Annotated in this window: 24 protein-coding genes; 12 read left to right on the forward strand and 12 right to left on the reverse strand. The window is 37.8% G+C overall.

The window, feature by feature from the left end; genetic code table 11:
* Nucleotides 1–130 precede the first annotated feature (130 nt).
* Both LV716_RS14210 and LV716_RS14215 read left to right on the forward strand, forming a co-directional pair.
* Nucleotides 131–1,594 (forward strand): arylsulfatase, encoded by a 1,464-nt coding sequence (locus tag LV716_RS14210; protein ID WP_205600131.1) that lies wholly within the window; start codon nt 131–133, stop codon nt 1,592–1,594.
* Between the two features lie 7 nt (nt 1,595–1,601).
* On the forward strand, nt 1,602–3,707 hold the full coding sequence (locus LV716_RS14215; protein WP_163418451.1) for a glycoside hydrolase family 172 protein: 2,106 nt from the start codon (nt 1,602–1,604) through the stop codon (nt 3,705–3,707).
* A gap of 304 nt (nt 3,708–4,011) precedes the next feature.
* Here the strand turns inward: LV716_RS14215 and LV716_RS18480 are convergent, their stop codons facing one another.
* Nucleotides 4,012–4,140, reverse strand: coding sequence for a hypothetical protein (locus tag LV716_RS18480; RefSeq protein WP_255674264.1), 129 nt, complete (start codon nt 4,138–4,140; stop codon nt 4,012–4,014).
* A 197-nt stretch (nt 4,141–4,337) separates the two neighbouring features.
* On the opposite strand from LV716_RS18480, the gene LV716_RS14220 reads away from it, so the two are divergent.
* Nucleotides 4,338–5,252 carry a hypothetical protein gene (locus tag LV716_RS14220; RefSeq protein WP_163418452.1) on the forward strand — a complete coding sequence of 305 codons (915 nt, stop codon included), beginning with the start codon at nt 4,338–4,340 and terminating at the stop codon, nt 5,250–5,252.
* A gap of 761 nt (nt 5,253–6,013) precedes the next feature.
* Complete coding sequence (trxB, locus tag LV716_RS14225; RefSeq protein ID WP_163418453.1) at nt 6,014–6,988, forward strand: thioredoxin-disulfide reductase; 975 nt, start codon at nt 6,014–6,016, stop codon at nt 6,986–6,988.
* A 119-nt stretch (nt 6,989–7,107) separates the two neighbouring features.
* Here trxB and LV716_RS14230 read toward each other — a convergent pair whose 3' ends face one another.
* Nucleotides 7,108–7,554: a hypothetical protein gene (locus tag LV716_RS14230; RefSeq protein ID WP_163418454.1), complete on the reverse strand. Its 447-nt coding sequence runs from the start codon at nt 7,552–7,554 to the stop codon at nt 7,108–7,110.
* A gap of 396 nt (nt 7,555–7,950) precedes the next feature.
* On the opposite strand from LV716_RS14230, the gene LV716_RS14235 reads away from it, so the two are divergent.
* Nucleotides 7,951–11,046 carry a SusC/RagA family TonB-linked outer membrane protein gene (locus LV716_RS14235; RefSeq protein ID WP_163418455.1) on the forward strand — a complete coding sequence of 1,032 codons (3,096 nt, stop codon included), beginning with the start codon at nt 7,951–7,953 and terminating at the stop codon, nt 11,044–11,046.
* Between the two features lie 3 nt (nt 11,047–11,049).
* A complete protein-coding gene (locus tag LV716_RS14240) occupies nt 11,050–12,558 on the forward strand; it encodes a SusD/RagB family nutrient-binding outer membrane lipoprotein (protein ID WP_163418456.1) in 1,509 nt (502 codons plus the stop codon).
* A 12-nt stretch (nt 12,559–12,570) separates the two neighbouring features.
* On the opposite strand, the gene LV716_RS14245 is transcribed toward LV716_RS14240, so the two are convergent.
* The 7 genes from LV716_RS14245 to LV716_RS14275 form a co-directional block, all read right to left on the reverse strand.
* Complete coding sequence (locus LV716_RS14245; RefSeq protein ID WP_163418457.1) at nt 12,571–13,623, reverse strand: aminotransferase class I/II-fold pyridoxal phosphate-dependent enzyme; 1,053 nt, start codon at nt 13,621–13,623, stop codon at nt 12,571–12,573.
* Nucleotides 13,620–14,633, reverse strand: coding sequence for a dipeptide epimerase (locus tag LV716_RS14250; protein WP_163418458.1), 1,014 nt, complete (start codon nt 14,631–14,633; stop codon nt 13,620–13,622). Before LV716_RS14250 ends, LV716_RS14245 begins: the two co-directional genes overlap by 4 nt.
* A 133-nt stretch (nt 14,634–14,766) precedes the next feature.
* Nucleotides 14,767–15,489 (reverse strand): head GIN domain-containing protein, encoded by a 723-nt coding sequence (locus LV716_RS14255; RefSeq protein ID WP_163418459.1) that lies wholly within the window; start codon nt 15,487–15,489, stop codon nt 14,767–14,769.
* Nucleotides 15,490–15,653: 164 nt separating this feature from the next.
* Entirely contained in the window at nt 15,654–17,384 is a 1,731-nt protein-coding gene (locus LV716_RS14260; RefSeq protein WP_163418460.1) for a PspC domain-containing protein, read from the reverse strand.
* Between the two features lie 8 nt (nt 17,385–17,392).
* Nucleotides 17,393–17,725, reverse strand: a complete 333-nt coding sequence (locus LV716_RS14265; RefSeq protein ID WP_163418461.1) for a PadR family transcriptional regulator — start codon at nt 17,723–17,725, stop codon at nt 17,393–17,395.
* 232 nt (nt 17,726–17,957) lie between these two features.
* Nucleotides 17,958–18,464 carry a nuclear transport factor 2 family protein gene (locus LV716_RS14270; protein ID WP_163418462.1) on the reverse strand — a complete coding sequence of 169 codons (507 nt, stop codon included), beginning with the start codon at nt 18,462–18,464 and terminating at the stop codon, nt 17,958–17,960.
* Nucleotides 18,464–18,946: a DUF4870 domain-containing protein gene (locus LV716_RS14275; protein WP_163418463.1), complete on the reverse strand. Its 483-nt coding sequence runs from the start codon at nt 18,944–18,946 to the stop codon at nt 18,464–18,466. The genes LV716_RS14270 and LV716_RS14275 overlap by 1 nt, the downstream gene beginning before the upstream one ends.
* 168 nt (nt 18,947–19,114) lie before the next feature.
* On the opposite strand from LV716_RS14275, the gene LV716_RS14280 reads away from it, so the two are divergent.
* The 4 genes from LV716_RS14280 (at nt 19,115) to LV716_RS14295 (ending at nt 21,877) form a co-directional block, all read left to right on the forward strand.
* The gene (locus LV716_RS14280; RefSeq protein ID WP_163418464.1) at nt 19,115–19,570 is read left to right on the forward strand and encodes a DUF4442 domain-containing protein; all 456 of its coding nucleotides are present in this window, start codon (nt 19,115–19,117) and stop codon (nt 19,568–19,570) included.
* Between the two features lie 75 nt (nt 19,571–19,645).
* Nucleotides 19,646–20,443, forward strand: a complete 798-nt coding sequence (locus LV716_RS14285) for a TIGR00266 family protein (protein ID WP_163418465.1) — start codon at nt 19,646–19,648, stop codon at nt 20,441–20,443.
* A 184-nt stretch (nt 20,444–20,627) separates the two neighbouring features.
* Nucleotides 20,628–21,281, forward strand: a complete 654-nt coding sequence (locus tag LV716_RS14290; RefSeq protein WP_163418466.1) for a DUF2461 domain-containing protein — start codon at nt 20,628–20,630, stop codon at nt 21,279–21,281.
* An 8-nt stretch (nt 21,282–21,289) separates the two neighbouring features.
* Entirely contained in the window at nt 21,290–21,877 is a 588-nt protein-coding gene (locus tag LV716_RS14295; RefSeq protein WP_163418467.1) for an NUDIX domain-containing protein, read from the forward strand.
* Between the two features lie 15 nt (nt 21,878–21,892).
* Here the strand turns inward: LV716_RS14295 and LV716_RS14300 are convergent, their stop codons facing one another.
* Nucleotides 21,893–23,161, reverse strand: coding sequence for a D-alanyl-D-alanine carboxypeptidase/D-alanyl-D-alanine-endopeptidase (locus LV716_RS14300; protein WP_163418468.1), 1,269 nt, complete (start codon nt 23,159–23,161; stop codon nt 21,893–21,895).
* A gap of 141 nt (nt 23,162–23,302) precedes the next feature.
* Here LV716_RS14300 and LV716_RS14305 point away from each other — a divergent pair, with 141 nt between their 5' ends.
* Nucleotides 23,303–23,500 carry a hypothetical protein gene (locus tag LV716_RS14305; RefSeq protein WP_163418469.1) on the forward strand — a complete coding sequence of 66 codons (198 nt, stop codon included), beginning with the start codon at nt 23,303–23,305 and terminating at the stop codon, nt 23,498–23,500.
* 52 nt (nt 23,501–23,552) lie between these two features.
* Here LV716_RS14305 and LV716_RS14310 read toward each other — a convergent pair whose 3' ends face one another.
* Complete coding sequence (locus LV716_RS14310; protein ID WP_163418470.1) at nt 23,553–24,500, reverse strand: LysR substrate-binding domain-containing protein; 948 nt, start codon at nt 24,498–24,500, stop codon at nt 23,553–23,555.
* A gap of 109 nt (nt 24,501–24,609) precedes the next feature.
* On the opposite strand from LV716_RS14310, the gene LV716_RS14315 reads away from it, so the two are divergent.
* On the forward strand, nt 24,610–25,089 hold the full coding sequence (locus LV716_RS14315; RefSeq protein WP_163418471.1) for a Dps family protein: 480 nt from the start codon (nt 24,610–24,612) through the stop codon (nt 25,087–25,089).
* A 69-nt stretch (nt 25,090–25,158) separates the two neighbouring features.
* Here the strand turns inward: LV716_RS14315 and LV716_RS14320 are convergent, their stop codons facing one another.
* Nucleotides 25,159–25,578: a DUF2141 domain-containing protein gene (locus LV716_RS14320; RefSeq protein ID WP_163418472.1), complete on the reverse strand. Its 420-nt coding sequence runs from the start codon at nt 25,576–25,578 to the stop codon at nt 25,159–25,161.
* Nucleotides 25,579–25,614: the final 36 nt, after the last annotated feature.

The raw sequence follows: 25,614 nt of genomic DNA on the forward strand, positions 1-25,614 counted from the left end.
TACGTTTACATTTATTGAATTGGTCATACAAGGCTTTACCTGTAGAAAGAATATGAAACATATCATCAAAACAATAGCATCAGTGACAAGTTTAAACTTCATTTTACTTTTATTGATTTGTTCGATTGGAATGTCACAAACTAAAAGGCCCAATGTAATTATCATCAATGCTGATGATTTGGGGTATGGAGATATTGGCATACAGGGAGCGACCAAAGTAAAGACCCCCACTATAGACCGCTTAGCTTCGGAGGGTAGGCGATTTACTGATTTTCATTCCGCTTCTGCTGTGTGTTCCCCTTCGAGGTATGCACTGCTAACAGGACAGTATCCTGCCAAACAGAATTTTTGGAGTCCCATATTCTTAAAGACACCTTTACAAGTAGATGCAAAGCGTATGACTTTGGGGAGTCTTATGAAAAAAGCGGACTATCAGACAGCTGTCATAGGGAAATGGCATCTGGGATTTGGCAACGAACAGCCCATAGATTGGAATAAACCCTTGAAACCAGGTCCTTTGGAACTTGGGTTTGATTATTATTACGGGGTTCCTGTGCTCAATAGTCATCCTCCTTTTGTATATGTGGAAAATCATAAAGTAGTCGGTCTTGTACCAGATGACCCCATGGTCTATGGAAAAAAAGCGAATACCAGATATTTTGATGAGAAATTTGGCATAGATGAGATGGGAGGTGCACATGAGGCCCATAAACTGTACAAAGACCGTGAGGTAGGAACACATCTAAAAGATAAGGCAGTGGATTGGATAAAAGAGCACAAGGACAATCCTTTTTTCCTCTATTTTGCACCAACCAACATTCATCATCCTTTTACCCCGGCACCAAGATTTATTGGGACTAGTGGTGCAGGACCTTATGGGGATTTTATCCATGAGCTGGATTGGATGGTATCTGAAATTCTAGAAACGCTGGATGAAGAAGGGATTGCGGACAATACACTGGTAATTCTAACAAGTGACAATGGCGGTATGTTGAATAGGGGAGGACAGGTTGCCATGGAAGCCGGCCATTCCTTGAACGGACCTTTGCTCGGTTTTAAGTTTGATGCCTGGGAAGGAGGGCATCGGGTTCCTTTCATTGCTCGTTGGCCCGGTAAGGTACCTGCCGGAACAACATCGGACGAATTGTTGTCAAATGTAGATTTGTTTGCCACTTTGGCAAAAATGATTGGTTACAAACCTAAGAAAGATGAAGGCCCTGACAGTATGGACATGTTAACGGCGTTGACAGGAAACCCAGATAAACCTATTCGGGAACATTTACTCATTTCTCCTTCACGACCTAAAAACCTTGCAATGCGCAAAGGAAAATGGATGTACATATCTGCGCAGGGTGGAGGTGGTTTTGAAGACATCAAACTAGGTGATCACACGTTTGGTGGACCAGCTGCTTTTCCATTTACAGGTCAGGTGAACAGCGATATCGAAAACGGTAAAATCAAGGATGAAGCATCTCCCGCACAATTATATGATTTAGAAGCCGACCCTTATCAAAGCACCAATGTGTACGAAAAATATCCTGATGTTGTAAAGGAAATGGAAGCCCTGATTAAAAAAACCTTGGATGATAAATAGACAGAACATGAGACATTCAGTAAATAACAATAAAATATTTTGGACTGCGATACGAAAGAATACCATAAAAATTGGAGTATTGTTTTTTGTGGTCGTAGCTATACTATCCTGTGAACAAGAGAAAAAGTATATTTCCTATACAGATATGGTCAATCGATTAATAGACCTTCAAGTGTTGGCGAAATTACCCGAAAAAGGAGAAAAAAGTGAAATGTGGTCCAGTTATGATCGTGATAGCAAAATAGATTCGGTAACTGGGGAATTTATTGATTGGGATGCCAATATTGATGGTTTTGAACCACAATATATTAGAAAAGAAGGTGACAATGAGGTGTTGGCAGAAATGACAGGACCGGGAGCCATTGTCAGGATCTGGTCGGCAAGCCCACGTAAGGGAAAGGTTAAAATCTATATTGATGGGAACGAGGAGCCAATGGTCAACGAATCCTTTATTGATTACTTCAAGCCGAGTATTCCAGCTTTTGATTATCCTGAACTGGTCTACGAGACCAATGCCAAGGGGTTTAACAACTATGTGCCAATACCCTATCAAAAAAGTTGTAAAATCGTGGCAGAACCCGGTTGGGGGCAGTACTATCATTTCAATTACATCACTTTTCCTGAAGGTACAGAGCTGGAAGCTTTTGACCCACAGTTGACTGAATCAGGAAAAAATGCACTTAATAATGTGAACACTTTTTTCGCTAAAAATATGGGCGAATACCCTCATGAAAATAGCAGTCTGAAAAATGAAACCAACAAGCTGGAATTAGCGGCGAACGAGAAGAAAACCGCTTTTACTTTAGAAGGAGAAGGAGCCATTGCAGCGATAAAGGCGAAGTTTCATATCGCCGACTCCTCAGAGGTTGCAGAGATCATGCGCAAGACCATTTTGGAGATACGTTGGGATGGAGAAGACCAACCTTCGGTCTGGACACCTTTGGGAGATTTTTTTGGTACGTCACCCGGTTGGAACGAATACCAAACCCTACCCATGGGAATGACCAAAGAATGGGCATACAGCTATTGGTATATGCCCTATGGAGATGGGGCTGAAATAACCTTACAAAATTATTATGATGGTCCCGTATCGGTGACCTTAGAAATAGCACATACCGAGCTTGAAGGCGATATTGATGATTACGGCAGGTTTCACGCCAAATGGCACAGAGATTTGGACCCCGTCGAAGAAGAACGATGGCCAGATTGGGAATTACTTAAAACAAAGGGCCAAGGACGATTTTTAGGTGCTCATCTTTTGGTCTGGAACCCAAAGGGGGGTAGCTCGGATTCGGGTGGACCTGGACATTTTTGGTGGGGCGAAGGGGATGAAAAGTTCTTTGTGGACAACGAGCAGTTTCCATCTACCTTTGGTACGGGAACCGAAGATTATTTTGGCTATGCTTGGTGTAATCCTTCAATTTTTGAACAGGCGTTTCACAGTCAGACCCAAGACAATGACAATATGGGGTATCAACCTATGAACCGCTGGCAGATAACGGATAATATTCCTTTTCAACAATCTTTTGATGGTTATCTTGAAAAGTACTTCCCCAACGAATTGCCCACACAATATAGCACCGTAGTATATTGGTACTTGAACCCAGAAGGAGAAGATGTATTAACTGCAGTAGATGCAAACGAACTTTATGGGTATGAAACGCCATTCGAGGTATTCCGAAAGGATGGTGTTATGGAAGCGGAACAACTTACTGTTGCATCCAATACGGGTGGATGGGTATCGACAGATTTTTGGGCACACGAATCACTTTTTGAGACCGTGAGCGGACATAAAATCATGGTATGGTTTGCTGCAAAGGATAAAGCCAATACCTTGAAAACAACCTTTAACTGGCCTGAAGCAGGGAACTATAAAGTGTATGCAAATCTAGTTCAGCAAGATGATGGAGGAACATTCGATATCAAATTGAACGGTAAAGCTTTGAATCGGTTGGATTTTCGAGCACCCAAAGAACAAAAGCAGACCAAGAGCGTATTACTTGGTGAAGTTCGCCTAGAACTAGGCCAACAAGAGTTAGAGTTTATTTGGTCAGGCGATGGCGAATTTCCCCAGGCCTTACGGTTAGATTATTTGGAACTACAGAAAGTTTAATTAGTTGAGTTAGTTTTTTCAAAAAAGGACCGATTTCCAAGCCAGAAGCAAATAAAAGTATTGTAGCGTATTTTAGTTGTTTTCAAAATATTTGGCAAATTTGAATAGCTTGGTTATCGGTCTTTTATCTTATCTTTTCTAATTTCCCAAGATTTGCCCGGTTCTTTTTATTGGGATTATTTACTGGACACTAATTACACAAATTAACAGGAATTTCTCGGAGATTTTTTTTGGATTTGGTGCTTGGAATTTTAGTGGCTCTTGGGCTTGCCTGGAGGAGATTTACTTTTGATTCTTGATAGCTTCACTTGCTCCAATAGGCATAATTCGCATTTACGATATTGATCAAAGGCACTGTTTTATTACTTTCTGGCAATAGCCACCATATCTCTGGATTTGGGCTTGGCATTTCATTTTTCTTTTGATTACTCATAAACAAATCGGATAATCGAATGAATTAACAGGTGTTTTCAAAAGAGACAATTAGGTTTGTATAGCGAAACAGATTCTCTATACTATATTAAAATTGTATCTAATTTCGTTTGCAACCCAAAATAGTGGTATGCTTGTGCCCATACGGTCGAGTTCTGAGCCTGTATTGTTAATCTTCCCATATGTAAAATCTCTGAAATGAAAAGCATCTACTATTTAACTATTGTCTTTGCCTTTTTTTGTTACAATAAAATGTGGTCGCAAGAAAATGTAATCCACGTAAAGACGTTAACCAAGAATTTTTATGGAAATGGCTCAGTGGCCGTTGGTCTGGATGGGACTGTTTTTGTCAATGAATATGGTACGGCAAATCCAGATATTTCTGGGAGTGGAACCCGTATATTTTCAGTAAGCAAAGAAGGTAAGGTCGATATTATCTCTGATAAAGTAAAAGGTGCCGTGGGCAATACAATGGACAGTGAGGGAAACTATTATTTCAATACTGGAAATTCCTATACTTCAAGTGATTTTATGGTTTTAAAAGATGGTAAAATAACCAAAATCGCAACTCTCGAAGGTTTTTCCGGAGATATTTTGATGGATGAGGCCAATGGCTTTTTTTACATCACCAGCTATACGCACCCTGCTATTAGAAGAGTATCCAAGCAAGGGCAAGTTGAAGATTACGCAAAAGATGAAAGACTAAAAGGCGCAACGGGTATAACTTTTGGTCCTGACAAAGATATGTTTGTAAGTAATTTTACTACGGGCAAGATTTTTAAATTGGACTCCAAAGGTTCAATCGAGGAACTGGCAAGTATTCCAATAGTTTACCCCGGTTATGTTATAGGCTATATCACATATTTTGAAGAAAATCTTTACGCAACAGGATATGGTTCCAACAAGATTTATAAAATAGGAATGGATGGAAAGGTTACAGAATTTGCCGGTTCTGGCGAATACAAAATGGAAGATGGTGCTGCTACAAAAGCCAGTTTTGTGACACCGAATGGTATAGACATTGATACTAAGAACCGAAGACTATATATTTCCCAAAACGGAAATGGTAAACCAGCTTCTTTACGCTATATTGATTTGCCAGAAAAAAAGTAGTCATAACGATGGTTTGATAGAAACCTTGAGCTTTTTGGCCTACAAGATGTAATCAATTGTAAAACTACCTTTTCTAGCTCCTGTAAAAGTACCTCATCATTATTTAGTTGGTTATAGTATATCTGGAAGCTTGCCCTTGGGTTGACCTAATACTTTTATATTTTGAATAACAAAACTTCTGGATTAAACAGATTTAAAACTGTTTGTTGCCGATCCTCTAAACAAATCTTTGGATTTGTTTAGAGGATTTTTTGTTTCATTCACTGTTAAAATTAATTGAAAGTTACGGTTACACTTTTTAAATATCGATCCAGAAGGCCCATCCGTGAATGCAAATGGCCCATCCATCAGTTTAGGTCCTATAAAAGCAAAATTCAATAGTATGTTTACACCGAGTTAGTAGTCAAGTTGAATGACGTGATTATAAATCTTTTAAGAATAGATTTGGTTTGGATATTTTAGATCAATTTGTTTAGAAGATTTACGTTGCACCAAGGGGTTATGAGGTTGAGCTCCTTGGTTGTAACGGTTTTAAAATTTAATTGTATAACAAGCTCATTTACTTAACCTACCTGCTTAGATAAAAGGGTCATTTATAATGGCTCTTTTTCTTTTTCAACTTAGGAAAGTTTATAATCTTTCACAAAGATCTTGTTGACAAATTGAGAATAGCATGGTGAATAAATCAACTGTTTACATTTTGTAAGGTTCTATGCAAAAAACCTACTTTTGTAAAAGTAATTTATAGCACAAACTATCTTATGTCCGAACAAATAGAAAGAATAAAAACACTGATTATTGGATCCGGCCCAGCAGGATACACTGCGGCAATCTATGCCTCTAGAGCAGATTTAAAACCTGTAATGTATACAGGAATGGAACCTGGGGGGCAATTAACAACAACAACAGAAGTGGATAATTTTCCTGGATATCCTGATGGTATCGATGGTCCAACAATGATGGTTCAGTTGCAGAAACAAGCTGAAAGATTTGGGACAGAGGTACGGATAGGAATGGTTACTTCAGTCGATTTTAGCGATGAAGTTGGCGGAATACATAAAGTAACTGTGGATAATAATCAGGTTATAGAGGCAGAAAGCATTATAATTTCTACAGGTGCTTCTGCGAAATATTTAAATATCCCAAGTGAACAACGTTTACGGGGAGGTGGTGTCTCCGCTTGTGCTGTTTGCGACGGATTCTTTTATAAAGGCCAAGAAGTCGCTATTGTTGGGGCTGGGGATACTGCTGCGGAGGAAGCTTCTTATTTGGCAAACATTTGTAAAAAGGTGACCATGTTGGTGAGAAAGGATTATATGCGAGCTTCCAAGGCGATGCAACATCGTGTCAACAGTTTAGAGAATATAGAGGTCAGATATAACACAGAGGTTGATGAAGTGTTGGGCGAACAAGTGGTAGAAGGCCTTAGAATGGTCAATAATGTAACTGGGGAAAAAGAAGATATTGCTATTACAGGGCTTTTTATAGCAATAGGACACAAACCCAATACGGATATCTTCAAGGGTCAATTAGATATGGACGAAACAGGTTATATAATTACTGAAGGAAAGTCCACAAAAACAAATAAACCTGGAGTCTTCGCCAGCGGAGATGTACAAGATAAGGAGTACAGGCAAGCAGTAACCGCTGCCGGAACAGGATGCATGGCCGCTTTGGATGCAGAACGTTATTTGGCTTCTGTTGGGTCAACAGAAGAAGTGACGGCCAATTCATAGAAGTTGGGTAGAAGATGTTCTCCTATTATAATAGGTATAACTAAAGAACAATAAAAAAGCAATCCATAGACTGATTTCAATTCAGGAATGGATTGCTTTATGCTTTATAATGGATTTTTTTAATCGATGCGCTTATAATTTTCTGAAGAGGTTCTGTTGCCCTCATCATCTACTGTAATCTGACTAAAAAAGTCTTTTTCCAGTTTAAGTTCAAACGTGAAATTCCGCATGGTGTCCAGTGCTTTCATCATAGCGTCATCACCGTATTCAATGACTTCTATGAGCGAGTCTTTGGTTATTTTATAGGAACCGTAGCCAAATCTTCCATGTGGTTCATCGGGGACGTAGCGTGTCCACATTATTTTCCCCTTGGAGTACATTTTTACCTGTCTGTAACCATCAGATTTTTCGATGGTATCAGAGATATCCTGCCCGTCATAACTATAGAAACTTTGAAGCTCCCATGTTCCTTCGATAGATTTTGTAGGTTGAGGTTTAGGCGATGTAAATTCTGTGGCAGAAATTAAAATTAACATCAATAAAACCAATCCTAGTAGTTTTTTCATACCCGTTACTTTTAAGATTAGTAATAATCAACCCTTTAATTTACAAATAATTATGATCAAAACTGGGTTTAATTCAAAAAAGTGGCATGTTAAATATGAAATTCATAAAACCTATTTTTTTATGGCTATATACAATGCTTACCGATTACCTTGGCCGTCAAAAAACAGCATTATGTGCAGTTAATTGCAAGAAAATGACTTGAAAAAGATTTTAAACTATATTTTGCAAGATTAAATAGCTTTTTGTAGGAAAATGGATGATAAAAAAGGAAATAATGAGTGTTTTTTCTATAAAACCGTAAATAATTGTATATATCTGCAACATTTTAAGATAAAATTGTTTGATTATTAACATTTTTTATACACTTTTAACCACCACTTTTAAATAACTAACTTATGATTAAAGCATTTTTAACCTTTTTTACTTTATTAATAACTATGCTAAGTTTTGGTCAGACCATTACTGGAAGTGTAGTTGATGAATCAGGAGCTCCTCTGCCCGGTGTGTCTATTGTAGTACTCGAAACAAATAATGGAACTACGACCGATTTTGATGGAAACTATTCCATATCCGCTTCAGAAGGCAATACTTTAAGGTTTATATACCTTGCAATGATATCGCAGGATATTTTGGTAAGCTCAAATTCGGTAATTGATATTATACTTCAAGAAGATACCCAGCAATTGAACGAGGTAGTTGTTACTGCACTCGGTATCAAAAAAGCGAAACGTTCTGTAGGATATGCTGTTCAAGAAATAGGGAGCGATCAATTGGTAAGAAATAATGATGGAGATGTCTTAAGTTCCATACAAGGAAAAGTAGCTGGTGTAAATATTAATGCTACAAGTGGTGCTGCAGGTGCAGGATCCAGTATTATTATAAGAGGTATTACTTCGCTGAATCCAGACGCTAACAATCAACCATTATTTGTTGTTGACGGGATTCCTATCAGTAATGAGGCTCCTGCAGGTAATGTATTGCCAAGTACTGGTTCTAATTCCCCAAGTTCTTCTGAACAATTTTCATTTTCCAACAGAGGGGCGGATTTAAATCCAAATGATATAGAAAGTGTATCTATTCTTAAAGGGCCAGCAGCGACAGCTCTATATGGTCTAAGAGCTGCAAATGGCGTTGTGGTTATTACTACAAAAAGAGGTGAAAGTGGAGAAATGAAGTTCAACTACAGGGGTTCTGTTGGATGGAACGAGGTAAATAAAACCCCAGATGTACAGACAAGATGGCGAGAAGGAAGAGGTGGCGAAATCGTATCGATACCAAATGACAATGCACCTGATGGGTTTGATTATGCAGATGATAGAAGCTTCGGATTTTGGACTTTAGGACCTGAATATGGACCGAATGACCGTAATTTTGATAACTTCAAAAACTTTTTTAACAAAGGTTTTACTTCCAATAATTCGTTTAACCTTAGTGGTGGAGGGGAAGATTATACGTATTTTGGTTCTATATCGAGATCCGATGATGAAGGTATTGTTCCAAACACTTTTTTTGATAGGACTACACTTAAACTTTCAGGTAAAATAAACGTTACAGATAAATTCTCTGTAGAACCTTCTTTTTCATACATCGTTTCAGACGGTAGACTGCCCAACGGAGGTGACAAGTCCATTATGAGTTCTTTATCTTTTTGGACACCAACCATAGATGTAAATGATTATTTGTTACCTAATGGCAATGAACGAAACTATACGGCTGGTATTGTTGATAATCCAAGGTACTTTGCAGAAGTGAGCTATCTGGATAGTAGGGTGGATAGGATCTTAGCTAATACCAGACTTAATTACAAGTTCAATGATTGGGCTACTGTACAATATCAGCTAGGAATTGATAATTACCACGATTCTAGAAATCGTTTTGTTCCACCGGATATTGACCCAGGTTCTGCCAATGGCGGCTTTATAGTTAATGAAGGAATAAATTATAATGAGATAACATCAAACTTATTCTTAACACTCTCTCATGATTTTGGTGAGGACTTCTCAAGTTCATTATTGGTAGGTAACCAAATAACCGATATTGAGACAAGAAGATTAACCAATAGGGCAGAGGGACTAGATCCGGATAATCTAAACAGTTTTGATCAAGCTACCAATTTCTTTAACGACATTGGAGGAACAAAGCAACGAATAATAGGTCTTTTTGGAGATTTGAGACTGGAATATAAAAACACCTTGTTTTTAAATATTACAGGTAGAAATGATTGGTCATCTACACTGCCCAAGGATAATAGAAGTTTTTTCTATCCTTCTTTTAATTTAAGTTATGTTTTATCGCAGACATTGCAAGACAATGATGCGCTTCCAAGTTTTTTGACCTATGCTAAACTGCGTGCATCTTATGCTGAGGTAGGTAAGGATGCTCCCCCGTTTGTAGGTGTCTATTACGATCAACCGCTTAATTTTCCATTTGGTAATGTTGATGGTCGTTCACGTGATATCGAAGGTGGTTCAGATGCACTAAGACCAGAAAGGACTTCCTCAATAGAGTTTGGTGGGGAATTCAAGTTTTTTAATAACCGTCTGGGAATGGATTTGGCCTATTATAAACAGAATAGTAAAGATCAGATTCTTCCTGTTCCAGTTGCACAAACATCAGGGTTTGACACCTATGTTTTAAATGCCGGTGAAATCGAGAATATTGGTTATGAAGCCTTAATAAATATTGTTCCCATAAAAACTGCTGATTTCTCTTGGGATATAACACTTAACTGGACAAAAGTAGAAGCCGAAGTACTTTCGCTTCCAGATGGTATTGATGAAATTATATTTGCGGATAGCGGTTTTGCAGGTGTAATTTCAAAACTGGAAGTAGGCGGTGCTCCGGGCGATTTATTTGGTTACGTTTGGGAAAGAGATGCAAATGGTAATCGTATCATTGGAGAGGATGGGTTACCGAACATAGTTGCGGACAGTCCTTCAGATCGAGTCAAAGTTGGTAATGCGCTTCCAGATTGGTTGGGTAGTATTGGAAGCACATTTAGATACAAGAACTTAGCACTATCTTTTTTACTTGAAAGAAAAGAAGGTGGAGAAGCTTATGATTCAGGACAGCGTAATGGGATAAGAAATGGTATTCTAAAGATAACAGAAGTTAGAGATGAAGAAGTAATTTTGGATGGTGTATTAGAGAGCGGAGAACCAAATAACATACCCGTCCTTATTACAGAAAACTACTATAGAGATTCAGGTGCTTATAATCGTGCTTCTGAAATACTTATACAGGATACTTCTTGGTGGAGGTTACGAAATGTGACCCTGTCTTATGATTTACCTAGCAAACTGCTTCAAAATACTGTTTTTGACGCAGTATCATTCAGCTTTACGGGTACAAATTTATGGTTGGACACACCATTTAGGGGTTATGACCCGGAAGGTAGTCAATTTAGTGCAGGCACTAATGCATTTGGTTTTACCGGTCTTAACATACCGAACACAAAAACATACCTTTTTGGTTTAAACTTAAATTTCTAAACAATGAAAGCGATAGTAAATAATATATTGGGTCTATTGGTGATTACTTTATTTTTGGGATGTGATGATTACTTAGATGTAAATGTAGATCCAAACAAAGAAGGTTTAGATACGCTTATACCAGCAGATCTTTTAACTACATCGATTTTTTATACATCTTCTGCACATTATAATGTAGCTGTGGGCGTATGTCAATATTCACAACAATTAGCCTCGTACTTTGAGCCTGGTACTGATACACAAGAGGAAATACAGTTAACTGACGCATGGAGGGCAATTTATTTAGAAGCACTGGCAGATATAGCTACTTTAGCGGATGTAGCCGAAAGGGAGAGTGCAACAAGTTATTTGGGCATATCCAAAATTCTCAAAGCAACAAATATTGGTCTGGCAACAGACCAATGGGGAGATGTTCCAGTTACTACAGCAACACTGGGAGAGGAAAATTTCAAACCTTCTTTTGATGCACAAGAGGCGGTTTATACAGAAATCAATACGTTGTTGGATGATGCCATTATCTTATTGGGGCAGACAGATAGCTCTGGCTTTACCATAGGAGAGGATGACATCATTTATGGTGGGGATACAGCTAAATGGATTAAAACTGCATATTTTTTAAAGGCCAAGTATGCTATTCATTTGACCGAAGTAGATCAAAATGCTGCAATAGCCGGTGTACTTGCTAATATAGAAAATGCCTTTACTTCTAATGATGATGATTTTCAGCTCATCTATAATTCCAGAAACTTTAACCTTTGGAACTCAGAGGTGGTTTTACCAAATAACACGGGAAATTTCTCAGTGTTACTTTCAGATCAACTTGTAAGTCTAATGGATGGTACATCATTTCCTTTTTCAAGTATTGAATTAGACCCAAGATTACCAGAGATAACCACAATTGGTGAAGATGACACAGAATTTTTAGGAGCCATTAACGGTACTGGAGGATTTAATGTATTTGTAGAAGCTGGTAGTGATTCCAACATAGGTGCAAATACGAATTTGGGTGCTGATAATTTTTACTCATCACAATCCGCTCCTATTATTTTGGGCAGTTATTCAGAATTGAAATTTATTGAGGCTGAGGCATTGTTTCTTCAAGATGGTGGTACACCTACCTCAATTGGTGCCACCCAACAAGCATATGATGCATACCTTGAGGGAATTAACGCTAATATGACAAAATTGGGAATTCCTACTGGGGAAGCTTCGGCTTATCTCTCGGATGTTTCCGTTGCAGTCGGGGCCGAAAATTTGACTATGGCTTTAATAATGCGAGAAAAATTCATAGCTACTTTCCTAAATCCAGAATCCTTTGTGGATTTAAGAAGATACGATTTTGACCCTAATGTATTTGTTGGTCTTGAATTGCCTTTTGGACATAATCCAATTTTGAATGGGGAATGGGTGAGAAGAGTTCAATATCCAGCTAGTGAGCAAACTAGAAATGGTGATCAGGTAGAAATAGTTGTAAAAGAAATAAGCGAAGGAGTTTGGTGGGATAGAGATTAAGTTATTAGTTAATTAGTTCTCAGAGAGGGTATTCAAATGTCCAACCAGGCATTGGATATCCTCTTTTTTATGTGCTGCACTTATGATGATTCTGCTCAATAACTTTGAATCTTCATCTGGGTACCTGAAGTTGGTAATAAGGATATGGTTTTTCTCAAGATGACTCGATAATGCTTCATTTACAAAACCAAACGAAGGATGTTTTGGCATATATTGAAATCTGTTCAATCCCTTGATCTTATCAATAAAAAGTTCAATATTGTTTTTTAAGGTAACTCTCTTTTGCGCATAAATTGCTTCACTGTCCAAAAATGTAGCCAGACCTACAGGAGCTGCGGGACTGGCACCTCCAAAAAAAGCTGTTTTTTGTAATGCCTTGATTCTTTTCTCAAATCCAAAAACTGCTCCACCCTGCACGCCATACCCTTTCCCTAACGAACAACAAACAATCAGTTCTTTGGGCTTAAAGCTTTTTAACTTCTGGTAAACGCCACCGCCATTTTTCCCGACAATTCCAATACCGTGCGAATCATCTGCCACCAGTATAATATCTTCAAGAGGTAACAATTGCAAGCCTTCAAAGTTTGGATAGTTCATACCTGAAAAATCAATCGAATCCAAAAAAACAACGGGAACTGATTCTTTGTCCAAACTTAACTGTGCCCGAAGTGCTGTATTGAGCGCAGCAAAAGTATCGTACGTTTTAATCTTGTGTTGATACAATGCGGAATGCGTACTGGGCGCATAGAAGAAGGGATGTTTTGCGTGGCTTAAGAATTGTGAGACCAGTTGCCCCGCCAAATAACCGGAAGATAATGTAATGCAAGCTTCGCTACCGACCAGTTCTGCCAAATGGTTTTCTGCTTTTTCAAATATAGAAATTTGAACATTGGATTTTCGGGAAGCACCATAATTGGTGCCGAAAATTCTGGTGTTTTTGATAAAAGTGTCTTGAAAAGTTGCATCTGTTTGTAAACCTAGATACGAAGTGCCCCCAAAATATAGGTATTCTTTGCTTTTAATGGTGACCGTTCTGCCGGGGAAGGAATCTATCCAATATTTCATTGCCATAAGGTTACGCCACTTCCGGCAATATCAGGGAATTTTACAGCTCCATCCGTTAAAATTTCAACACCCCCGGCAATATCTTCCTTTAACAACATGGCACCATCCATATCCACATAATCCAATTGTGGCAATAACTGGGCAATTGCAGAGATGCCAACGGTTGATTCCGTCATACAACCCACCATGACTTTAAGCCCCATTTCCTTTCCTTTTTTTATCATACGTAGGGCAGGGGTGAGGCCACCGCATTTGGTTAGTTTTATATTGATTCCGTTAAAATGTAACCCACATTTCTCAACATCGGTCTCCACAATACAACTTTCATCTGCAACAACAGGGAGCACGCTATGGTGCAATACGCTTTCCATTCCGCTCCAATCATCTGCCTTAAGAGGTTGTTCCAAAAATTCTACGCCTAAATCTTTTAGCAAAGGGGCATTGTATATGGTTTCTTCTGCGGTCCAGGCACAGTTCGCATCAATCCTAAAAATAGCATCGGTATGTTTTCGCAGTTCCCTAACGATAGCTACATCATCATTTGTACCTAATTTTATTTTATAGATGGGCCAAGGGGTTTCTTGCATTTTGGAAACCATTTTAGCTATAGAAGCTATACCTATGGTATAATTGGTTGTGGGATACGTATTGGTAGTTGTTCCCCAAATCTGATGAAGAGGCTTGTTCTGTATTTTTCCATATAAATCGTATGCTGCCAAATCGAGAGCACATATGGCAAAATTTGTCAATCCCTTTTCTACTAAAAATTGATGTAAAACCTCAGGAGTGGTAAAGCTAAACGATTCCAATTCATCTTTTATAGCCGCGATTTCTGCCATCATACTTTCGACTGTAATTTTATAGTAGGGATTGGAAGTTGCCTCTCCATAGCCTGTTTTACCACCAAGCTCAAGCGCCACTATCAAAGAGTCTTGAAAATCGTGTGATTCCCGTGAAATGCTAAAGGTATGCTTGAGTGGTAACGTATATTTTTTTAAGCTGATTTTCATCGAAAAAATGGTTTATACTAATATAGATAAACCTGCAAGACTAATAAACGAAAACCCTTATTCTTATTGGTAGAATCAGGGTTTTTAATGTTAATATTTTGTAGATATGTTTTAATTCCTACATATATTGGCGTTAGTACTTATGCACACTTCCAGAAACAGATTTTTTCTTTTTGACGCTTGCTTCACCAGTATAGGATATATCCGCTCCACTGCTCGCATCGGCAACGAGGGATTCGGATACATTTACCGAAATATCAGAACCGCTACTGGCGTCTGCATTACATGTTTTGGCCATAAGTTCGCGCGCCCTAATATCCGCGCCACTACTGGCATCTGCATAAAATGAATCCGTTTTACCTGCAACTTTAATATCCGCTCCGCTACTGGCATCTGCCGATACTTCTACTGCAATAAGTTCTACATGTAAATCGGAACCGCTGCTGGCATCCAATTCTATTTTTTCTGATTTGATAACGTTCTGTACAATCAAATCAGAACCACTTGAGCTTTTCAAAGCAGTTATTTCTGGGAGCGATACATAAATCTTTTTGGTCGCTCTTCCAATATTCTCCAAAGCATGGATTCGTAGTTTTCCATCTTTGATATCCGTTGCGATTAAATCGATAATGTTTTCATCGGCCTCAACGGAAATCTTAAATTCTTGGTCTTGAGTTACAAAGACATCCAAACCTTCTGAAGCGGATACCACGGTGAAATCTTCAGTTACATTTCTGGATTCTTCTACTACTTCGCCATTTCCTTTTTTTCCATCTCCAAAATTGATATCGAAGGCGCAGGAAGATGCAAAAATGGAAACTAATAGTGCGATTGCGATTTTTGCTAGTGTTGTCATGATTGTTGTTTTTTACCCTAAGCTTGTTTCAGGGTCTGTTAATAATTGATTGATATGGTTCTTTGTTTTTTGCGATGCTGAAATAAACTCAGTATGAAATTCGTGTTTATTATTGTTTAATTCTTTTAAAGGTTTCCCAATTGTTGAAAAAGAGGACCCAACTGTTAGTTTTTTTCTTTGGCCTTTATTTTTATGCCGTCCTCATTGATCTTTACCTTGAGCGCATCGTCACCATCCTCTAGGTCAATATCAATACCATCTTCGTTTATGATAATATGACCGTCTTCGTCTTCGCTTTCGTAAGAATTTGAACGTTCTGGGCAATCCTGGCATTTGAGCTCCCCATCTTCTCCCATGATCCAAGTATATTCTACTATACTGCTTCTATAATAATCTTGATCATTTTTTATGCCCCGTCCTACATATCCGTGTACGGATTCTGCAAACTGTACTACAGTACCTTCTGGAATATAGATGGTCGAGGTCACCTCTTGGTTTCTAGCCTTATTTGAAGTTGATGTAGTAAGAAATTCATCCAACAAAATCTCATTTGGCATTAATTCATAGTCATAATTAATTTGCTTTGCCCTTTCCCTTGCTGCAAGCGTAGTATTACCATGCGAATCTTTTCTAATGTTCAATCGTAAATAGGAATCGTCAGATTTTCTCAGTTTGATATCCACATCATCGGATATCAAAATTCTATTATCATCTTCGTCATACGTAAAGGTCATTCGCCCAAAATGAACATCATCCATACCATAGTCAAATCTGGAGTTCTTCATTTTTATGAGTAACGTATCTCCTGGATTTTCAATTAATACTTCATCTTTAATGTTGACGCTCCCCACGTTGGCAAATTCAGCAGCTTGTCGTAATCCAAGGACGAACAAGGTTCCGATAGAAATTAACCAAAGCCCCAAAAGTGAAAATTTTGCAATGTTCCCTATGGATTTTAAGTTGTTTACCAAAATCTTCAGTCCTAAATACAGCAAGAAAAAGAATGGAATTCCTATGGTAAAGAATATCAAAATAGATACGACCCAAACAGGAGCGCCTGTTGTGTTCACTATCTCATAAAAATCGATACCCGGAAAGTGCACTGCATTGAACATTCCTACGCTAAAGAGTGCTACAAACAATCCTATAAGCATTGAAGCACCTATGATAATCAATAGTATACCTATGAATTTCCCAAATACTTTGAACAGGAACATGATGATATCTCCTATAGTATCGAAAAAGGTCTTGGAGCCGCTTTTGACCTTGCCGCCTACTTTTTCGTAGTCGACGTTTTTAACCCTGTCTGCAACATCATCAAACCCCTCTTTGACTTTACGTTCTATATTGCTGATGTTGACAGGCTCTCCCCGCATGTCCAGTTTTTGCGAAGTTGAGGCGGCTTCCGGTACCAAAATCCACAATAGGATATAAGCCACTAGTCCAAACCCTGAAAATATGGTTAGTAGGATAAAAAGGATTCGTATCCAAAGGGAGTCAAAACCTAAGTAATGCTCTAGACCAGAACAGACACCACCAATATATTTTTGGTCCATGTCCCGATACAGCTTTTTAGTTCTTCGTCTGGTTTCCGGGCGTGTCTTTTTGGGTTCGTCCTCAAAAATGTCCTCATCGACCATATAATCTTCGGGTTGCCCCATGATGTTGATGACCTCGTCCACTTCTTTTTGGGTAATCACCTGACGTTCACTTTCCATTTTTTCCAAGAAAAGTTCGGCTACCCTAGCTTCAATATCCGCAATGATCTCGTCGCTACCAGCAGTGCCAGAAAATGACCGTTTTATGGACTCCAAATAGAGCCTAAGTTTGTTATACGCCTCATCATCTATATGAAAGAGTGTATTTGCTAGATTTATATTTACTGTCTTGTTCATTTTTTTGATTATTGTTTTGAGTTGGTAACCAGATTTACTGCATTTCTTAATTCGTCCCAGGTGCCGTTGAGTTCGTTTAGGAACAACTTTCCGGTTTCGGTGAGCGCGTAGTATTTACGTGGCGGTCCTGAAGTGGACTCTTCCCACCGATAGTTGAGCAATCCAGCATTTTTTAACCTTGTCAATAAAGGGTAAATAGTGCCTTCCACTACAAGCATCTTTGCGTCTTTTAAAGCTCCTAGAATTTCCGATGCATATTTGTCCTTATCGTTTAAGATAGAAAGAATGCAGTATTCTAGAACCCCTTTTCGCATTTGTGCTTTTGTATTTTCTATGTTCATAACTTCATGGTTCTATTAATTAACTGTTCGTTTTTCTTGTACCCAATTTGATCGGGCCTCTTGCTCCCGCCCATTCCCTCTTTGATGAGAAGAGGGAGCGAGAACTTTTTTTGATTGATTGATTGATGACCCTTCGACTATGCTCAGGGCAAGTTTTTGATTGTTTTTTGATACTTCGACAGTGCTTAGCACAGGTTGATGAATAAACTCCTTAATGGTATTATGTTATTTATTATTGTGATTGATGGTCATAGCTTAATTCTCTTTTTATTTTCCAATTTCCGTTTTCCAATACCCAAACATGGGTGAATTTGGCAATCTCTCCTTTTTGGTATTCTTTGTTTTCGTTCAAATATTCAAAACTGTGTATTCCTTTTTGAATCGCCCCATATAGTTCCCCTTTTTTATGAAGCGGATAGACCTCTAAACTTTCGTGCACTAAGATTCTTTTTGCGGGTTGAGGTTCATTTCTGTCCAATTTTGCACAATTCTCCCGCATTGGATTTAAAAAAGCTGCTCTACTTTCGGTAAGTCCTCCTTTATCGTGATAGAACTCAAAATCTTCGGTAAACAGTGTTTTCATGATTTCAGGATTACATTGATTAAAGGCAGCGTCAAACAGCGTGCTGTCTTTTTTCTCAAGGGTGATGTACAACTCAGAACCTTGTGCTATTTGGGCATTGGTAAACGCTGTTATACTTAAAAAAAGTCCAATTATTATTATGTTGGTTCGGTTCATTATTTTATGAATTTTATAGTGAAAGGGTAAGCAAATGTTTGCCCTTCATTGGTGCGTATCGTTGCCAAAATGGTATACACCACATTGATTACAACCAAAGCTACTTGGATAAGTCCAGTAATACCTGCAGGCCAAAAAAATCGGCTTAACCTAAAATCATCACTGCTAATATGAATATCCAAATTATTAAGGTCGCTTAAGCGGTGAAATCCAAATAAGTTCCAATCAAACAAATCAGGTAAAAAACCTATAAAAAATGGAATACTGATTAAACCTGTGACAACCGAATATAATAGCATACTTATCTGAAAGTTCAATGCCTGCTTACCATTATAGTCTACAAACTTGTGTTCCGATTTGTTCGCTGTCCATAATATTAATGGAAGTATAAAATTACCAAAAGGAATAAAATACTTTGAGAACGTGGAAGCGTGTATGATCGCTGACAGATTTCGTTCGTGTTTGGTTATTGTTGTTGCCATTTTTTAACTGATGATTTGATAAGAAATTTAGTTTACCTATTAGCTTACCATGCAAATATATATCCAAAAGATGGTACTATGCAAAACAAAGTACTATAAATTAACATATATTTAACATAATGAAATAGCAATTATTTTGGTTACTTTTATCAAAACTAAAATTGGAATATGGCTTCAAATGCTAGTAAATTCAACACTTTTACTTTTTTTAAACTTCCTTCGGCTTGGTGGTGCGGAGTACGGGTGAAGTCTATTGATAGCAAAAAGACGGTAACCACAGTAACACATCGTTGGGTGAATCAAAATCCTTTTAAAAGTATGTTTTGGGCCGTTCAAGGTATGGCTGCTGAGTTGAGCACGGGTGCTATGGTCATCAATCAAATACAAGATAGCGGCAGAAAAATATCCATGTTGGTATTGAACAATAATGCAAATTTCTCTAAAAAAGCTACTGGTAAAATCACCTTTACCTGTGAAGATGGACATTTGATTACCGATGCTATTCAAAAAAGTATTGAAACAGGGGAAGGTCAGACCATCTGGATGAAGTCCGTAGGAGTAAATACCGATGGGGTAGTGGTCTCTACGTTTAATTTTGAATGGACGGTAAAGTTGAAAAAATGATTATCTCTTATACACATGGTATAGTAACAAAATATAAAAACAGACAACTAATAACCGTAAACAAAAACAAAAACTATGAATGCACACGAAATAGACTATGACATTTACGGAGAAGAAATGCAATATGTAGAAATTGAGCTTGATCCTCAAGAAGCGGTAGTTGCCGAAGCTGGTAGCTTTATGATGATGGACACCGATATTAAAATGGATACCATTTTTGGTGATGGTTCCGGTCAAGATTCGGGGGTATTGGGCAAGCTGTTCTCTGCTGGAAAACGATTGCTTACGGGAGAGAGTCTTTTTATGACCGCTTTTCTAAATATTGGGCAAGGAAAGAAGAAAGTAAGTTTTGCTTCTCCCTATCCAGGTAAAATACTTCCTATCGATCTATCTGAAAAAGGCGGTAAGTTTATTTGCCAGAAAGATGCTTTTTTATGTGCTGCAAAAGGCGTATCCGTCGGAATTGAATTCTCTAAAAGATTGGGTCGCGGATTGTTTGGGGGTGAAGGCTTTATTATGCAAAAATTAGAAGGCGATGGAATGGCCTTTGTACATGCAGGTGGCACCATGGCTAAAAAGGAATTGGTAGCAGGGGAAGTATTAAAAGTGGACACAGGTTGCATTGTAGGTTTTTCGCACACCGTTGATTATAACATTGAGTTTGTGGGTGGAATAAAAAACACCGTTTTTGGCGGCGAAGGACTATTTTTTGCAACCCTTAAAGGGCCAGGAACCGTTTATGTACAATCATTACCTTTCAGTAGATTGGCAGGAAGAGTTTTGGCTTCCATTCCCAGGGGTGGAAAAGATAAGGGGGAAGGTAGCATTTTAGGTGGTTTGGGTGATATTGTCATGGGTGATAATCGGTTTTGATTTTTTGATTTATAGATGTCAGATGTCAGATGTCAGATGTCAGATGTCAGATGTCGGATTTTGGTTAGTGTATCAATATATTCTTGGTAATGAAGGTTGCATTTTAAATGAATCAAATACTGTTTCGTTTGAATCCTATTGAATGGATTGTTTTCTATTTTTACGAAACACCAAACACCAATTCATGGATTTCCACGACCTTTTTGACTTTCTGGAGCAGCTTGAGCAAAACAATCACAAAGAATGGATGGATACTCATCGTAAATGGTATGAATCCCTACGGGCTAATTATATCCTATGGCTGGATGACTTAGATACAGAACTAGCACAATTGCATGATGATTATTACCCCACTCCAGGGAAACAGGGTATCAATCGAATCAATAATAATTTAATGTTCCATCCCCAAAAACCTGTATATAAGGACCATTTTGGTGCAGGTTTGGATAAAGCACCCAATTCGGCGGATTTTTATATCGAAATTGGGTTAAAGCAATGCCTATTTGCCGGAGGGTTTTGGAGGCCCAAGGCCAAAACACTACAAAGTATCCGGGAGGGTATAGACTATGATGGTGAGGAACTACTTTCTATTTTAAATAAGCCCTCTTTCAAAAGTATGTTTGGTGGACTTTATCAAGATGAAAAATTGACAAATGCCCCTAAGGGCTTTTCTCAGGATCACCCACATATTGAACTTTTAAAAAATAAGACATTTGCGGTAGCGCATCAATTTGATAGAGCTGAAGTTTTTCAAAATGATTTTAAGGAAAAAATCATAGCGGTATACATGGAAATGCTACTATTTCGCCGTTACCTAAACCGAGCAGCATCGATTTAAATAAAACTATGAAATACGGAAATGTAAAGAATATCAAAAAGGAAGTATTGTCCAATAATTGGTACACGCTTCGTAAAATCACTTTTGAATATCGGCGGGAAGATGGTGAATGGGAAACTCAAGTTAGAGAAGCCTATGATCGCGGAAACGGTGCTGTTATTCTTCTTTATAATAAGGATAAGGGTACGGTAATTCTAACACGCCAATTTAGAATGCCTACGTATTTGAATGGTAATGAAGACGGCATGATGATAGAAGCTTGTGCAGGAATCCTTGAAAAAGGAAATGCGGAGCAGACTATTATCATGGAGGTTGAAGAAGAAACGGGATACAAAATTTCGGAAGTGGAAAAAGTTTTTGAATCATACATGTCACCGGGCTCGGTTACGGAAGTCCTTTATTTTTTCATGGGAAAGTATGAAGAGAGTATGAAAATCAGCGAAGGCGGGGGTGCTGAGGATGAAACTGAAAATATTGAAGTATTGGAACTATCTTTTGAAGAAGCTTTGAAACTTGTCAAAAATGGTGAAATAAAAGATGCCAAGACCATTATGTTGCTGCAACACGCTCAAATTAACGGATTGTTCTCCAAATAAATTCGGCGCAAATTATCAATAGGTATCTCTCAGATACTCAAAGATAGATTGCATGCGTTGTTTTAGTTCAGAAGTGGATTGTCTGTAATGGTTGTTCATAAAACTGAAAATAAGTGTTTTTCCAGAATTAGTGAGTAGATAGCCACTAACACAGTGATTATTACTCAAGGTTCCCGTTTTCGCATAAATGTAAGGGTCAGGGGCACCTGAGTACCAGTTTTCCAAAGTGCCTGAAACACCACCAACAGCAAGAGTACTGAATAACGTCTCCCTTGGAAATTCACTGTACATTCTATCCAAAACTTGTACTATGGATTCTGGTGTAAATAGATTGTACCTCGAAAGCCCGGACCCATCCACCCAACGTGGAACTTGTTTGAGATAGGACAAATGGTTTTCCAGCATATGATTCTGTGCTTTGGATACATTCAAGGTATCTGACAAAGTGGAAGAGGCAAGCACAAGCAATTGTTCTGCTAAAAAGTTATCGCTGTCCTGCATCATTTTTCGCAACACTGTATCTTTGGGCACACTGTATAGGGTCGATTTTACCCCTTCTGGCATACTGTTTATAATGTTTATTTTCTTATCTAGTACGTTTATGAGTAATTCCTTGGTCAATGTGCTATCGGTGATAAATGGGATTGACAGTGTATCCTTTCTAGTAGGATTAAAGAAAAAAAGATTCCTCTCCTTTTTCCTATTCCTTGAAAAATCCATGTCTACCACTTTATCCTTAAAATAGGCAGGGATAACAATAAGGGAATCGGTTTTATGTAAAGTCGTGACATTTCCATATATAGGAAGAGCCGTTCTTTCAGGTTGGTAATAATAAGAATAGTCTCCCCAGGACCAACCGGGACCATACTTTTCGTCTTTAAAATTATTCGGATGCAAGGCTATATTTTCATGGGACTTTAAAAAATCCAATGTTGTTGTGTTATCAAAATCAGAATGTAAAAATGTTGGGTCGCCCGTCCCCTCAATAAATAGGGAATCTCCCAACTTAATATATTTTAAGGCAGGAATACTGTCCGGCAGCATCTTAAGCGCAGTGTACAAAGTGAAAATTTTGGTATTACTGGCAGGAGTAAAATATTTTGTATGGTTTTGCTGATAGAGCGTATCCTTGCTCTGGGCATCCAGTATAAGTAACCCTGTAAATTGATTATTGAAAAAAGATTCCAATAATGCAGATTCGGTTTTTTTCTGAATAATTTTCTTTGAGCTGGTACATCCAACCAAAAAAATGACAACTAAAAGTAGATACAATAAATGCTTCATATCACTACCACACTTTGTTTAACATGAAATTACCTAATTTTTAACAAGGATAAAACAATAATGTTTATGAATTTTTGTTTAATTTTATGTTCGTTAAAACAATGATTATCAACTAATTTGTTAAACATAACCCTAAGAATTATGCCTAGAGCTATGTTGGATTACACAAAAACTGTTTTACAAAAAGTCAGTTTTGATACTAAATTATTTACTAAAGAATTGAAAAAAGCTATTTCACGATTATTACCAAATGAAATAGAAGAACTTAAAATCTGGTTGAAACAATTTATTATAGATAAACCAGAATTACAAGCTACACTAGTATTAGTGAGAGTTTAAAAAGAGCCGCTTTAAGCGGCTCTTTTTTTTGGAGAATTTACCAAGATTTTATCTATACACCATTTTTTCCCAATGGACTTATAATTTTCACATCTTGAAAAGCAATGGCTCCTCTAACAATTCCAGAAATCACTTCTTTTAAGGCTTCTGTAATCTGTATTTTCAATTCACTTTTATGGTAGATTAAACTTATTTCTCTCGCAGGGGACGGATTTTTAAACTTTTTTAAATACTGTTTTTTCTTTTGATCTAATTCCAAGGTGTTTAAATAGGGCAGTAATGTCATCCCCATACCTTCATCTGCCAGACTTACCAAAGTTTCAAAACTTCCACTTTCAATTTTGAACTGTTCCTTGTTTAAATTCTTAGGAGATTTACAGAGATTGATGACACCATCCCTAAAACAATGTCCATCTTGTAGCAATAGGATATCGCTCACATCCAAATTTTCTGTTGCCAATAATTCTTGCTCAGAAAGGCGATGGTTTTTTGGAACATATCCAACAAAAGGCTCGTAGTACAAGGGTCTTTCCTTGATAAATTCAATTTCCAATGGTGTAGCGGCGATTCCAGCATCCAAATGTCCATCCAGTATATTTCGTATTAAAGTATCCGTGGACTGCTCTTTAATTATGAGGTTTACCTTGGGATATTTTTTTATAAATGTGTTCAAAAACATGGGAAGAAGCGTTGGCATTACCGTAGGGATTATTCCAATGGTATAATCACCACCAATAAATCCTTTGTCTTGATCTACGATGTCTTTGATACGTTCCGCTTCTGCCACAATATTCTTTGCTTGCGCAACTATCTTTTCACCTACTTCCGTAATGGAAATGGGCTTTTTTCCGCGGTCAAAAATGAGTATATCCAATTCATCTTCAAGTTTTTGTATCTGCATGCTCAGGGTAGGTTGCGTAACAAAACTTTTTTCTGCGGCGAGAGTGAAATTTTTATATTCCGCAACCGCCAAAACATACTGTAATTGAGTTATGGTCATCAACGATAATATTAGACTATAAAGCTATAAAAACTATTAGTAAAACTTATGGAGCCCGTAGATTTTAATTTGATAATTTTATCGTGAATTTGAACAAAAAAACATAAAAATGAAACTAAACGCTATAGGATTGAACGAGGAAACTTCAAAGTCCTTGAGTAATGATTTAAATGAATTGTTGGCAAATTTCCAACAGTATTACCTTAATCTTAGAGGTATTCACTGGAATATACGCGGAAAACGGTTTTTTGACCTCCATGAAAAATTCGAAGAACTTTACGTTGATGCAAATTTAAAAGTTGATGAAGTAGCAGAACGTGTTTTGACACTGGGAGGAGTGCCTTACCATACATTTCAGGATTATGCTTCCAATGCCAAGGTGCCGGTAGGAAAAAATGTAACCAAGGATGAAGATGCAATCAGGTTGATTGTTGATTCCTTAAAAGAACTATTGATTATCGAAAGAAAGATTTTAGACCTTTCTGATGAAGCAAAAGATGAAGGGACCAATTCGATGATGAGCGATTTCATCACGGAGCAGGAAAAAACAGTATGGATGATGAAAGCCTGGTTGGCCGAAGAAATCTGATTACAAGTTTGAACAAAATAAAATGCCCTGATTGTAAAAACAATCAGGGCATTTTACGTTGCACCTTTTTTAGAACCGTATTTCCATTTCCAGATTCTCATCGTTTACTTCAAACTTGGCGTCTTCAAAGTCTGGCCAGCCAAAGAACATTTCATTTCCGGGCATTCCATAACTTTCCGTTGGTGCACCGTTACTATCAAAATCCATTTGATTGTTTTCGTTGGCATCGTGCAATGCTAAGATGGCATAAGTGCCTTTTGGGACATTTTCAAATACGAATGAAACTTTTCCATCCTTAATGGAATCTTTTTGATTTTGAATCCCTTTTCCTTTCAAAAAAGTTTCTTTGGTATGCAGCGCAATCATGACCTTACCTTGGTCATTCGCTACGTTATTAATGGTTACCGTAATATCGACACCTGTAGTTTCTTGTGCAAAGCTGATAAAACTGATTAAAAATAATCCTACTGTTAATGTTAGAGTCTTCATGATGATTTTTTTATTGTTATTGATGCCACAAATATC

Source organism: Flagellimonas sp. HMM57, from assembly GCF_021390175.1.
Taxonomy (GTDB): domain Bacteria; phylum Bacteroidota; class Bacteroidia; order Flavobacteriales; family Flavobacteriaceae; genus Flagellimonas.